Here is a 13,552-nt window from a genome sequence, read left to right on the forward strand (position 1 = left end):
CAATTTTACTTCTCATACCTCTTTTGAATAAAAATCACCCCTTTATGAATAAATTTACCCCTTTTAATACCCCTCCCATAAAAATAACTCTTTCTTTAAGCAAAGTTATTTTGATTTTTCATTGTCATATTCCAATGCCTCATATTCCCTTTATATTTCCTAAGAATGCTCTTCTTCACTTGGAAAATAGCCTATACTTTAACGCAATGCATTAATATATATTAAATTATCAATAATTAAATTCGAGGCATTTTTTCCTTTATTTCTTTAAATTTAATATTTTGCTTTTCTACCTCTTCTATTTCTTTTCTCAAGTTAAATTTAATAACAGGCTTCTCATCATATATTCATTCTTTATCTTCTAAACTAATAGCAAATAATTTTAAATTATCATTTAAAACTCTTTTATATGGTAACGTGGAATTGCCCCATTTATATAAATACCTGTCGCGACGCCTGAATCATTTGTCCGTAATTCTGAAAGTCAATTATCTCTTTTGTACCATCAATAATACTATCTACATATTCACCAAAGTCATCTAACTTGGTATTATTAGAGGGAAGAATCATCAGAAACAGCTGCGTTGATATAGGAAAAAAAATAAAATTATTGCTATCAGTAATATAATTATCTTCAATTTTATATGATTTTAGTTTTTCATTATATAGAACAACTGGATTATCACTTGTAAAAATTTTTTTATCATTAAGCTTAGATCTAATTAAAATCCAATTTCTATCCATTAATATTTGGCGAGAAAGATTTAATGTAATTTCGTGGTTTGCTAATTCAAGATATTGATTTTTAGCAAATGCCTCTAACCCTATTTTAGAGATATAAGTTTCTCCTGTTCGCTCTTTTAACAAATCCAACTTTTCTTTTGTATTTTTTAAAATAAGCGGAATCTTAGGACTAAAAGAATTATAACTATGCCTTCTCCACTTTTCTGTTCGAAAGAGTTGTGTAATAATAATTATTGACATCTTGTTTTTGACTTCATCCACTAAAATTTTCTCCGTAGATTTTAACTTAGTACTTTTATTTATGATTTTCTCAAATGTTTCTGGCAAACTATTTTCTATATTCATAGAATAAAACTCTTCCCAAATCAACTCATTGTTTCTTAAATAATCTCGATAAAAATCTCTCTTAACAGCTAAATCTTTGGGGGATGCATAATATTCACAAATTTTCAATTTATCAAATACCTTAATTTTACCACTATCATTAACAAAATATTTTAAATAGCACTGGGGAACAATATGATGTCTTCTCGGTATATTATTCACTTATATCTCCTTAATTACAAATATTAAACTATTCTTCTCTATAAATAAGTCTGATTTCACGTATATTTTTTCCACCGATGTTATCATCTAATTAATCATCAGCCATTAAAAATCCTTCTTTTTCGTAAAATTTTCTTGCTCTCAGGTTTTCTTCTAGACCCCACAAAAATATATATCTATAATCTATTTTCTTCAACTCGACAATAACTGAGTCAAAAAGGATTTTGCCAAAACCTCAGTTCATATAATCCGATAATAGATAAATAAAAATAATTTCTCTCCACCCGTCAAACTAATTAAAACGTGATTCACAAAAACTACTTGTTCCCACAATCCTTCCGTTATCAACGCTAACCAGCATACTCCAACTTGATTTTTCTAAATTTATAATCCAGCGGTCTTCTGGAATCGATTCAAGATAATCCTGTGGTATTATGCCTTTATATACATATATCCAACTTTTAATCATTTATCCTGCTGATTATCATTTTGTCATCAATCGGCGTAATATACCGGACCTCCGCAACATCCTATATTTTCTCTAAGTCCCGTTTACTACACCTAAGGTAAACCGTTCATAATAAAAGTAGTATTTGGAATGTGAAAGAAATGGCCGACCACGATTTTGCTACATAGTATATCTTTTGCTAAACAGTAAGGGTTTTGCCAGATTGTATCTTATTTCCAACAAAATCCTCATTTTCAAACTCTCCGGCGTTATCCCCGTCTCCCTATCTGCGGAAACTTATCCATCTCACCATCCGCAAAAACACAACTCCATTTTCTCCAAATACTCCCGCAGCCCCGCCTAGAATCAAGGTTTCCGCACGAGAAGCGTGACGGTTTCCACATGCACCGTCATCCCAAACTGATCCACCGCCTGTCCCCTCACCATCTCATACCCTCTCTCCCTCAGATACTTTAAATCCCTGGCCAGAGTAGCGCTATCACAGCTTACATATACCACCCTTTTAGGTCCCATCTCCACGATGGTATCCAACAAGCTCTGCTCACACCCTTTTCTGGGAGGGTCTACTACGATCACGTCTGCATAGACTCCATGCTCTTTATATTCCCTGGGAAGCACTTCCTCTGCCTTTCCCACATAAAATTCCACATTCTCAATTCCATTTATCCGGGCGTTGTTTTTGGCGTCCCGGATCGCAGCCGGGACGATCTCCACCCCGTACACCTTCCTGGCCTTTTGAGCCAGAAACAGGGAGATTGTCCCGATCCCGCAGTAGAGGTCCCAAACCGTCTCATTTCCAGTGAGTCCCGCGTACTCCAGAGCTTTGCGATAGAGCTTCTCCGTCTGCACAGGGTTGACCTGGTAAAATGAGAGAGGGGAAATCTGATAACGGATATCTCCGATATAGTCCTCGATATACTCCTTACCCCACAGAGGCAGGATCTTTTCCCCCAGAATCACATTGGTGCGTTCCCTGTTCACATTCAGTGTGATACTGGTCATACCCTCTAAATCTGTCAAACTCCTCACCAGCTTCTCACTTTTGGGCAGATTCTCCCCATTGATGACCAGACAGACCATGATTTGCCTGGTCTGAAAACCGTAACGTATCAGCACATGGCGCACCAGGCCCTCCCCGGTATCCTCATGATAGGCAGATATGCCCTCCTCTTCCATAAAAGCAATCACTTTATCCAGGATCTCTTTGTTTACCTCCACACCCAGGGCACAGCTGCGGTTTTCGATTATACTGTGGGTCCTTCCCGCGTAAAATCCTGTGACGATCTTTCCATCCTTGTTTACTCCCACTGGGAATTGGGCTTTGTTTCTGTAGTGAAAAGGCTCATCCATTCCAACGATGGGCTCCAGTTCTATATGCTCATAGCCCCCGATGCGCTTTAGATTGTTTTTCACTTTGTTCTCTTTGAACTTGAGCTGCTCCTGGTAGGCCATTTCCTGGATCTGGCAGCCACCGCATTGACGGGCCACCGGGCATTTAGGCTCAACGCGAAAGGGTGACGGCTCTATGACACGGATGAGTCGGGCGTATCCGTAATGTTTTTTCATCTTCATGATCTTGGCTTCCACCACATCCCCGATGACTGCGTCCTTTATAAACAGAGCAAAGCCGTCCATCTTTCCGATGCCGGCTCCGTCTGTTCCTATATCTTCTATCTTTACTTGTATGATATCGTCTTTCTTCATATACTTGTTTTCCTGATGTTGGACTCAAACAGCCGGTTGTATCCCAGCCAGCTGCTGTTCTCTCCTCCACTTTTCAATGCTTCTTTAAAGGTTTCCATTTTTGCATCCGTGTTGTCCGCAAAGTTCAGGGCTACTGCCTCCGCCAGAGCAGGCTTTTTGGGTGATCCGTACTCCAGCTCTCCATGGTGCGCCAGAATGCAGTGCTTCAACTCTCCTGCTAATCTTCTTGGAAATCCCGGGATGCGCAGGACACTGGCTCCCACCAGCTCCGCTCCCATGTAGATATGACCCAAAAGCTGCCCCTCGTCCGTGTAGTCGTTTTCCGGAAATACAGACAGCTCCTTCATCTTTCCCACATCGTGAAAGAGGGCTGCGGTAAACAGCAGATCCCTGTTTAGAATCGCGTACTGCTTTACATAGAAGTCACACAGTTTGACCACGTTCAGCGTGTGCTCCAAAAGTCCCCCCACAAACCCGTGGTGGACACTCTTAGCCGCTGAGTGAAATTTAAATGCCTTGATGAACGCTTCATTGTCTACAAAATAGCTGTCTGTCAGCTGCTTCAGGTAGGGATTCTCAATGAGAGCCACGTAGTCCAGCAGCTCCAGGTACATCTCTTCAATGTCCCGTTCACTCACCGGAAGATATTCCTGGGGGTCATACTCCCCCTCTGCTGCCTTGCGGACCCGCTTGATGTTCAACTGCAGAGCCCCCTGGAAACTGGTCACATCCCCCACCACATCCACATAGTCCAGGGCCTCAAATTCATCGATTCCCTGTGAGCCGGGGTCCCAAATCTTTGCGTCAATGCTTCCTGTCTTGTCCTGCAAAATTACATTCTCGTAAGTCTTTCCATTCTTCGTCACCGCCATCTGTTTAAACTTGCACAGATAAATATCCCCCAACCGGTCGCCTTCTCTTAATGTCTCAATATACTTCATGTCCCTTAAACCTTTCTAATCTTATCTTCTTTCCCTAATGACCTCTTCCGGGTCTATTTTCTCTGCCACAACTACCCCGAGGCTCACGATCCTTTTTCTTAACTTCCCTAAGGCTCCTGCTGCATCTATCCTCTCCCTAAGGTCACCGCCACTTCCATATCCACATATCCATCCAGGGTACTGCGTTTCAGCCCTACCATAACGATCTCATCCGGCCTGTGCTTCTGCAGCTCCTCCACGTACTCCTCCATGGTCCTCACCGGCTCTCCGCCGATACTTACCAGAATGTCTATACCCACCTTGATTCCGGCGTACATGGCCGGGGAATCGGCTGCCACGCCTTTGATGTAGATGCCGCAGGGCATATCCTGATCCTTAGAGATGGTTTCTGTGATTTCCTTTCCGGTAATTCCCATGTAGGTCCACTCTTCATTGTTGGCCAGGGCCTGTATCAGCTCCCTGATGTCTGAGAGCGCCAGAGCACTTAGGGTGATCTGGTCACTGCCCTGACGGAAGGTCTGCGCAATGATGCCAATGATCTTTCCGTCCAGGTTCACCAGGATACCGCTTCCCTGACTGCTTCCTATGATATCGGTGGTCAGCACCTCGTACTCCTGGTCCACCGTGGAGATGGGCACTGCAGAGGTGATCATTCCAAAGGATATGGAATTGCTGTTGCCCACAGGGCTTCCCAGGGCAATCACCGGGTCTCCCTGCTTCACCACATAGGAGTCACCCAGGTTGGCCTTGTGAATGGTCTTCTTCGTCTCATCATCCAGATAAACAAGGGGCACCTTTACCACAGCCATTCCGGAGGCGCTGTCCTGCTTCACCAGTGTGGCCTCTGCAGTGGTTCCGTTGCTGAAGGTGACTATGATCCGGTCGGCTCCCTCGATGGTGCGCTTCTCCGTCAGAATAAAGAGCTCCTGCCTGTTTTTCTCGATCATCAACCCCGAGGCCTGCACATGATTCTCTATCACTTCATTGAACCAGTCCTCATTGCTGCTCTCACCGGTGACTGTGACGATTGAGGTTGCAGCCTCCTCCGCCACAGAGGCCATCTTCCAGTACAGCTGTTTATAGTCTGAGATATCCAGCTCCTTTTTCTGTATTATGGTCTCTTCCTTTTTTACAGGGGCTGTCTCACTCTCTGTCTGGGTTTCAGTCTCTGTCTGCGTTTCCCTTGGCGTCTCTGTCTGCGTTTCACTTTGGGTCTCGCTTTCGGTCTCATCCTGAACGATCACGATCTGGGCCGGGTCGTCCGGCTCCCCGAACTGTTTTTCCGCCCACGGCATCACTGCCGCAAAGGTGAAGCCTGCTACCGCCCCAAAGATCACTGCCAGCGCTACTGCCTGACAACCCCGTATAAACCACTTCTTTTTATAGAAGGGTTTCTTCTTTAACTGTTCACTCATAAAAGTAAATTCTTTTCTTTCCTTCTCCGGCATAAAAGCAATCTCCTTTTATTCTAACATTCCCCCTGGTTATTCCCCATATATTCGCCTATTTTACCAAATATATATGAACAATCTATGAATTTGGAGAAATTTTAGGTTTTCAATTGTTTTATTATGGGTTACAATGAAGTGATGACGAAACAGACTTTAAGGCAAAACAAACAGGTGAATGATATGAATGCAAAAGCATTAAAAACTTTAGAATACGATAAAATAATTGACCAGCTGGCTTCCTTTGCGGGCTCTCCCCTGGCTAAGGAGATCTGCCGCAGTCTTGTGCCCTCCACAGATCTCCATGAGATCCGCGCGGCTCAGAGGGAAACCAGCGATGCCCTGTCACGTATATTCCAGAAAGGGAGCGTATCTTTTTCCGGTGTGTCAGATGTCCGCGGCATTTTAAAGAGGCTGGAGATCGGCAGTATACTGAGCATCGGTGAGCTGCTTTGCCTCTGCAAGCTGCTGGAGGCGTGTAACCGGGTGAAGGCCTACTCCCGCAGGGAGACTGAGGAGGGTGAGAGGGATTCTCTGGATGACATGTTTGAGGCCCTGATGCCTTTGACTCCCCTCTCCGCTGAGATACGCCGCTGCATTGTCTCTGAGGACGAAATCAGCGACGATGCCAGCAACACGCTGCGTCAGATCAGACGGTCCATGAAGCAGGCCAACGACAAGATCCACTCCCAGCTGACCTCCATGGTGAACGGCTCCGCCAGAACCTACCTTCAGGACGCAGTTATTACCATGAGGAACGGCCGCTACTGTCTGCCCGTGAAGGCAGAGTACAGAGGGCAGGTACCGGGCATGATCCACGACCAGTCCTCCACCGGCTCCACCCTCTTTGTGGAACCCATGGCTGTGGTGAAGCTGAACAATGACTTGAGAGAGCTGGAGCTGAAGGAGGAGCAGGAAATCGAAGTGATTCTCTCCAATCTGAGTGAGATGGCTGCCGGGGAGGCTGAGATCATCTCCGAGGACCTGACCCTGCTCACAGATCTGGATGTGATCTTTGCCAGGGCCATGCTCTCCCGCTCTTACAATGGGACAGAGCCCATTTTTAATGAGAAGGGATGGATTCATATAAAGAAGGGACGCCATCCCCTTCTGGACAAAAAGGCTGTGGTTCCCATTGACATCCATCTGGGAAAGGATTTTGACCTCCTGATTATCACAGGCCCCAACACCGGCGGAAAGACGGTTTCCCTTAAAACAGTGGGGCTTTTCACCCTCATGGGGCAAGCCGGACTGCACATTCCTGCCTTTGACCGATCGGAACTTTCCATCTTTGAGGATGTGTTCGCAGATATCGGGGATGAGCAGAGCATTGAGCAGTCTCTTAGTACCTTCTCCTCCCACATGACAAACATTGTATCCATCCTGGAGCGGGCAACGGAGAAATCCCTGGTGCTGTTTGATGAGCTGGGGGCCGGAACAGACCCCACTGAGGGCGCTGCCCTGGCCATTGCCATACTCTCCAGCCTGCACCGCAGGGGAACCCGTACCATGGCTACCACCCACTACAGTGAGCTAAAGGTCTTTGCTCTATCTACACCGGGCGTTGAAAACGGCTGCTGCGAGTTCAATGTGGAGACGCTGCGCCCCACCTACCGTCTGCTCATAGGCATCCCGGGAAAGAGTAACGCCTTTGCCATTTCAGGAAAGCTGGGACTTCCCCAGGAGATCATTGAAGAGGCCAGGACACATCTGTCGGAGCAGGATGAGAACTTCGAGGATCTGATCACGGACCTGGAAAACAGCAGAGTTACCATAGAACGGGAGCGGGAAGAAATCAACCGTTACAAAGAAGAGATACACACCTTAAAGGAACGCCTGCAACAAAAGCAGGATAAACTGGAAAACAGCAGAGAGGCCATCCTGCGCAAAGCCAACGAAGAGGCCCAGGCCATACTCCGGGAGGCCAAGGAGTACGCCGACACTACCATGCGCAACTTCAATAAGTTTGGAAAAGCCAATGTCTCCGCCAAGGAGATGGAGAAGGAAAGGGAGCGCCTGCGCACGAAGCTCTCCGGTGTGGAAAAGAACCTGTCCCTAAAACCAGACAAAAAGCCCAAAAAAGAACTGAGGTCCAGGGATTTACAGATCGGAGATTCCGTAAAAGTCCTGAGCCTGAATTTAAATGGAACCGTCAGCACCCTGCCCAATGAAAAGGGCAACCTTTATGTGCAGATGGGCATTCTCCGTTCCCAGGTCAATATCAGTGATCTGGAGAAATTGGATGAACCCTCTGTCACAGCTCCGGGCTATCAGAGAACCGGAGCCGGAAAGATCAAGATGTCCAAGTCGGCTTCCGTGGGAACGGAAATCAATCTGCTGGGCAAGACCGTGGATGAGGCCATCTCAGAGCTGGACAAATACCTGGATGATGCGTACCTGGCCCATATGCCCTCTGTGCGTATCGTGCACGGGAAGGGAACCGGCGCCCTGCGAAAGGGCGTACACAACTACCTGCGCAGATCCAGGATTGTAAAAAGCTACCGCCTGGGAGAATTCGGAGAGGGCGACGCGGGTGTGACTATCGTAGAGTTTAAGTAACAGTTCAGGCAGGTGTGCGCATTTACTGCGCATATCGTTAGAACATGATTCAAGAGTGTATAAATACCATCGCCGCAGGCGATTTTAATGGATTTATGCAAGATCAGGGCAGCTTGAATAAACTGTTACAAGTTTAAAAAATAGACGCTGTTTGGAGGATGTAAAATGGTTGCAAGACAGAAAATAATGATTGTAGACGATGACAATAATATTGCGGAGCTGATTTCCCTGTATCTCACCAAGGAGTGCTTTGACACCAGAATTGTAAACGACGGGGAAGCAGCCCTCAGGGAGTTTGATTCCTTTTCTCCGAACCTGATTCTGCTGGACCTGATGCTTCCCGGCATTGACGGCTACCAGGTCTGCCGTGAGATCCGCCAGCGCTCCTCTGTGCCCATCATCATGCTCTCCGCCAAGGGGGAGATCTTTGACAAGGTGCTGGGGCTGGAGCTGGGTGCGGATGACTATATGATCAAGCCCTTTGACTCTAAGGAGCTGGTGGCCCGCGTAAAGGCTGTGCTGCGCCGTTTCCAGCCTGAAAAAACGTCACCCGGCAGGCAGACCGGAAAGATTGTGGAGTATCCGGATCTGGTGGTCAACCAGACCAATTACTCGGTTGTCTACCGGGGCGAGACTGTGGACATGCCTCCCAAGGAGCTGGAGCTCCTCTATTTCCTGGCCTCCTCCCCTAACCAGGTGTTCACCAGGGAACAGCTTTTGGACCATATCTGGGGGTATGAATATATCGGAGACACCCGCACTGTGGACGTACATATCAAGCGCCTGCGGGAAAAAATCAAAGACCATGACAGCTGGTCCATATCCACCGTCTGGGGAATCGGCTATAAATTCGAGGTGAAAAATCAATGAAAAAACGGCTTTACCTGAAGTTCATCATTGCCTATCTCTGTTTTGGCATTCTGAGCTTTGTAGCTGTGTCCATTGTCACTGCCAGCCTGATCCAGAACCACCTGGTAAAGTCCAAGACAGAGGCCATGTACAAGGCCGCCAATATGGTGGCTGCCGGCAGCCTGGTTCAGTCCTACAAGGAGGAGACCTCCCTGCAGGATATTTACTCCAGCCTTTCCTCCCTGGCTGCCTACCAGTCCACAGAGATTTGGCTGATGAATACTCAGGGGGATATCCTCCTGGATACCTCAAGGGAATACGACCCGGACACAACGGAAACCATTGAAGAGTTTGACCCCACACAGCTTGCGGGAAGCTATTACCAGCAGGGAGACTTCTTTGGTCATTTTTCTGATGATGTCCTCAGCGTAGTGGCCCCCATTACCTCCAACTACCGGGCCAAGGGCTATATTGCCATGCACTACAGCCTCAGTCAGCTGGATTCAGAAAAAAACAGCTTTTTAAATGTGAATTATATTTCACTGGTGATTGTTTTCCTGCTCTCACTGATCATCATTCTGGCCTTTACCTTTATCGTGTATCTGCCCATCAAGAAGATCATCGCAGGAGCCAATGAGTACGCCAGCGGAAACTTAAATTACAAGCTCCCGGTGGAGACGGACGATGAGATCGGCTACCTGGCTGCCTCCATGAACTATATGGCAGGGGAGATTAATGAATCCGGAGAATATCAGAGAAAGTTCATCTCCAATATCTCCCATGATTTCCGCTCCCCCCTGACCTCTATCAAAGGATATGTGGAGGCCATGCTGGATGGGACGATCCCGCCGGAAATGCAGGAAAGGTACTTAAAAATTGTCCTCTCTGAGACCGAGCGCCTCAATAAACTCTCCAGCAGCCTTCTCACCTTAAATAAGCTGGACGGCAAAGGGACTATGCTGGAGATCACAGACTTTGACATCAATACTGTCATCCGCAACACTGCGGCCTCCTTTGAGGGCACTTGCCAGAAAAAACAGATTTCCATCCGCCTGCTCTTTGACTCTGAGGTCCTGAGCGTGTCCGCTGATATGGGAAAAATCCAGCAGGTACTGTACAACCTGATTGACAATGCAATTAAATTCAGCCGCCCGGACTCCACCATCTTTATTGAGACAACGGAGCGACATGAAAAGGTCTTTGTATCCGTCAAGGATACAGGGGAGGGAATCCCCAAAGACAGCATTAAAAAAATCTGGGAGCGTTTCTATAAGACAGACCCCTCCAGGGGCAAAGATAAGAAAGGCACCGGACTTGGGCTGGCAATCACAAAGGAAATCATACAGGCCCACAACGAAAACATCAATGTGGTAAGCACTGAGGGCGTGGGCTCTGAGTTTACCTTTACCTTGCCAAAGCCTAAGCTAAAAGAATAGGGAATGTGAAAAAAAATGTGGGGTGTCACCCGTCAGCGAAAACTTAACTGCTGGGTGACACCCCATTTTATTTTATAATTGCACAGGCCTGTTGACTGCTGCTTACTTTCTATCTATGTTCCCTGACCACCTTTACCAGCTGAATCACAACCGTGGGAATCACAGCCAGCAGATAGACCGTTCCCACCTGTACCGCTGAGAGCGGGTTAATGGAAAATGCACTGTGCAGAAACGGCACAAAGAGTACCAGGTTCAGAAGCACCATACCGGCCACAAACGCTCCCAGGCTGTACCAATTACCCGAAAATCCGATTCGGAAAATGGAGTGGTTGCTTCTGCAGTTAAATCCGTGGAACAGGCGGGCTGCCGTCAAGGTGGCAAAAGCCATGGTACTGGCCAGGCCCCCATTTCCCTGCTTCATGCCAATGTGAAAAGCGGTCATGGTACAAACAGCAATCAAGCCACCCTGCAGAAGAATCCGGATCATAAAGTCTTTTGTGAGGATTCCTTCCTTTGGGTTCCTGGGTTTCTGAGAGAGCAGATCCTTCTCCGCAGGCTCCATGCCAATTGCAAGAGCAGGAAGGGAGTCGGTCAGCAGGTTGATAAACAGTAGGTGAACAGGCGCAAAGGGCATGGGCAGCGCCATCAGGGACGCATAAAGCACGCCCAGGATACCCGCCATATTTCCGGAAAGCAGGAACTGTATGGCATTTTTGATATTCCGGTATACATTCCTCCCGTTTGCCACAGCCTTGATGATGGTGGCAAAGTTATCGTCCGTCAGGATCATGGATGCAGCGTCCTTCGATACCTCCGTCCCCGTGATGCCCATGGCCACGCCGATGTCAGCCTTTTTAAGAGCAGGCGCGTCATTGACACCGTCTCCTGTCATGGCTGCGATATTTCCATTCTTCTGCCAGGCCTCCACGATGCGGATCTTATTTTCCGGTGAGACTCTGGCGTAAACGGAAATCTTTTCAATGTTCCGGTCAAGCTCCTCCTCGCTCATGGCATCCAGCTCGGTCCCTGTCACTGCCATATCCCCGTCCTGGAAGATGCCGATCTGTTTTGCAATGGCGCTGGCTGTGATTTTGTGGTCTCCTGTAATCATGACAGGCCGTATTCCGGCGCGCTTGGCATCCGCCACCGCTGCTCTGGACTCCTCCCTGGGAGGGTCCATCATGGAGATCAGCCCCAGGAAAATGTAGTCGGATTCATCATCCAGTGAGAGGGTATCCTCCTCCTCCACCTCCCGATAGGCAAAGGCCAGAACCCTCAGTCCATTTTCAGAAAAGCGAAGATTCTGCTCCAGGATCTGTTTCTTGTCTTCTTGCGAAATTGGACAGACGCCCTCTGAGGTTCGTATTCGTGTGGTCCTATCCAACAGCACATCCACAGCCCCCTTTGTGAGCAGAGTGGGCACCCCGTGGAGTCTGTACTTTGTAGTCATAAGCTTCCGATCGGAATCAAAGGGAATTTCCTCCATCCTGGGCATAAGCTCCCGGATCACCGCATCGGGGATATCGATATCCCTGGCCATCTCCACCAGAGAGAATTCCGTAGGATCACCGATCCCCTTTCCATCCACAATTGTGGAGTCATTAGCAAGGATGGCATCGTACATCAGATACCGGTGCAGCTGATTGGTCAGATCGATCTCCTCGGGTTTCAGCACTGTTCCGTCCAGATAGATTTCCTGTACGGTCATCTTGTTCTGGGTCAGGGTCCCGGTCTTATCTGAGCATATAACGGAAACGCAGCCCAGGCTCTCCACCGCCTTCAGCTCCTTGATAATAGCGTGCTCCTTAGCCATTTTCTGGGTCCCCATGGCTTGTACAATGGTTACAATGGAACTGAGGGCCTCCGGAATAGCAGCCACAGCAAGAGCCACGGCGAACATTAAGGAATCCAGAATCGGCATCCTGCGGTAAAGGCTTAAGCCAAACACTGCCACGCAGATCACCATGATCACCATAGCCAGCTTGCTGCTGAACTGGTCCAGGCTGATCTGCAGCGGAGTTTTCTTCTCTTTCGTGGCATTCATGAGGCTGGCTATCTTTCCGATCTCCGTATCCATACCGGTTCCCGTCACCACCACGGTAGCGCGGCCGTAGGTGACCAGTGAACTGGAAAACACCATGTTGATTCGGTCCGCAAGCGGGGCCTCCTCTGCAATGAGGCGTTCGTTTTTGTCCACATTGGTTGACTCACCGGTGAGAGAGCTCTCGTTCACTTGAAGGGAAAAGCTTTCTAAGATCCTTCCGTCTGCCACCACCAGGTCTCCGGCTTCCAAAAGAAGAATATCTCCTGGAACCACTTCCTTAGAGGGAATCTCCAGCTTCTGTCCGCCTCTTTGCACCTTGGCGCTGGGAGAGGACAGAGATTTCAGACTGTCCAAGGATTTCTCCGCTTTCTTGTGCTGAATTGTCCCCAGCACTGCATTCATGATAATCACAGCAACAATGACCACTGTGCTTTCCACATTTCCGGAAATCATGGAGATAATTGCCGCTATGATTAATATTACTACAAGCAGGTCTGCAAACTGGGACAAAAAAACCTGCAGGGTACTTTTTCTCTTCCCCTCCTGCAGCACATTTTCCCCCTTTTCCTCCAGCAGTTCCCCTGCCCTTTCGGGTGTAAGCCCATCAAGCCGGGTCTGCATCTTCTCAAGCACCTCTTCCCCCTTCATCTGATACCAATTGCTCATGGCTTTTCCTCCTTTTCTCCATTGCACAGTTTCTTTTCCTGCGAAACAAAATATACACTCCATCATCAACCCACAACATAACAAAAGACTTCCAATATACTTATTTATAAGAATCCGCAGATTCCCGTAAATAAATACATTAAAAG

Annotated in this window: 9 protein-coding genes; 3 read left to right on the forward strand and 6 right to left on the reverse strand. The window is 47.6% G+C overall.

What is annotated here, in order from left to right; genetic code table 11:
• Positions 1 to 432: 432 nt before the first annotated feature.
• From AC0THY_RS01750 to AC0THY_RS01770, 5 genes are all read right to left on the reverse strand, one after another.
• A complete protein-coding gene (locus AC0THY_RS01750; protein WP_489992754.1) occupies positions 433 to 1,290 on the reverse strand; it encodes a DUF4238 domain-containing protein in 858 nt (285 codons plus the stop codon).
• A gap of 91 nt (positions 1,291 to 1,381) precedes the next feature.
• Positions 1,382 to 1,513: an N-acetyltransferase gene (locus AC0THY_RS01755; protein ID WP_489994130.1), complete on the reverse strand. Its 132-nt coding sequence runs from the start codon at positions 1,511 to 1,513 to the stop codon at positions 1,382 to 1,384.
• A gap of 591 nt (positions 1,514 to 2,104) precedes the next feature.
• Positions 2,105 to 3,463 carry a 23S rRNA (uracil(1939)-C(5))-methyltransferase RlmD gene (gene rlmD / locus AC0THY_RS01760; protein ID WP_489992755.1) on the reverse strand — a complete coding sequence of 453 codons (1,359 nt, stop codon included), beginning with the start codon at positions 3,461 to 3,463 and terminating at the stop codon, positions 2,105 to 2,107.
• Positions 3,460 to 4,404 carry a 3'-5' exoribonuclease YhaM family protein gene (locus tag AC0THY_RS01765; protein WP_489992756.1) on the reverse strand — a complete coding sequence of 315 codons (945 nt, stop codon included), beginning with the start codon at positions 4,402 to 4,404 and terminating at the stop codon, positions 3,460 to 3,462. Before AC0THY_RS01765 ends, rlmD begins: the two co-directional genes overlap by 4 nt.
• Before the next feature lie 125 nt (positions 4,405 to 4,529).
• Complete coding sequence (locus AC0THY_RS01770; RefSeq protein ID WP_489992757.1) at positions 4,530 to 5,852, reverse strand: S1C family serine protease; 1,323 nt, start codon at positions 5,850 to 5,852, stop codon at positions 4,530 to 4,532.
• 183 nt (positions 5,853 to 6,035) lie between these two features.
• On the opposite strand from AC0THY_RS01770, the gene AC0THY_RS01775 reads away from it, so the two are divergent.
• The 3 genes from AC0THY_RS01775 to AC0THY_RS01785 all read left to right on the forward strand — a co-directional run bounded on the left by AC0THY_RS01775 (position 6,036) and on the right by AC0THY_RS01785 (position 10,696).
• Positions 6,036 to 8,411: an endonuclease MutS2 gene (locus tag AC0THY_RS01775; protein WP_489992758.1), complete on the forward strand. Its 2,376-nt coding sequence runs from the start codon at positions 6,036 to 6,038 to the stop codon at positions 8,409 to 8,411.
• Between the two features lie 165 nt (positions 8,412 to 8,576).
• Positions 8,577 to 9,281, forward strand: coding sequence for a response regulator (locus AC0THY_RS01780; protein WP_489992759.1), 705 nt, complete (start codon positions 8,577 to 8,579; stop codon positions 9,279 to 9,281).
• Entirely contained in the window at positions 9,278 to 10,696 is a 1,419-nt protein-coding gene (locus AC0THY_RS01785; protein WP_489992760.1) for a sensor histidine kinase, read from the forward strand. The genes AC0THY_RS01780 and AC0THY_RS01785 overlap by 4 nt, the downstream gene beginning before the upstream one ends.
• Before the next feature lie 109 nt (positions 10,697 to 10,805).
• Here AC0THY_RS01785 and AC0THY_RS01790 read toward each other — a convergent pair whose 3' ends face one another.
• Complete coding sequence (locus AC0THY_RS01790; RefSeq protein ID WP_489992761.1) at positions 10,806 to 13,406, reverse strand: cation-translocating P-type ATPase; 2,601 nt, start codon at positions 13,404 to 13,406, stop codon at positions 10,806 to 10,808.
• Between the last annotated feature and the right edge of the window lie 146 nt (positions 13,407 to 13,552).

The sequence above is a fragment of the Ruminococcus sp. 8Y-12 genome (genome assembly GCF_058119865.1).

What these genes read in the sequence shown, in the direction of transcription:
- AC0THY_RS01780 (WP_489992759.1), top strand. Translation starts at nt 8,577, where the DNA reads ATGGTTGCAAGACAGAAAATAATGATTGTAGACGATGACAATAATATT.
- AC0THY_RS01785 (WP_489992760.1), top strand. Translation starts at nt 9,278, where the DNA reads ATGAAAAAACGGCTTTACCTGAAGTTCATCATTGCCTATCTCTGTTTT.
- AC0THY_RS01770 (WP_489992757.1), bottom strand. Translation starts at nt 5,852, where the DNA reads ATGCCGGAGAAGGAAAGAAAAGAATTTACTTTTATGAGTGAACAGTTA.
- rlmD (WP_489992755.1), bottom strand. Translation starts at nt 3,463, where the DNA reads ATGAAGAAAGACGATATCATACAAGTAAAGATAGAAGATATAGGAACA.
- AC0THY_RS01765 (WP_489992756.1), bottom strand. Translation starts at nt 4,404, where the DNA reads ATGAAGTATATTGAGACATTAAGAGAAGGCGACCGGTTGGGGGATATT.
- AC0THY_RS01775 (WP_489992758.1), top strand. Translation starts at nt 6,036, where the DNA reads ATGAATGCAAAAGCATTAAAAACTTTAGAATACGATAAAATAATTGAC.
- AC0THY_RS01790 (WP_489992761.1), bottom strand. Translation starts at nt 13,406, where the DNA reads ATGAGCAATTGGTATCAGATGAAGGGGGAAGAGGTGCTTGAGAAGATG.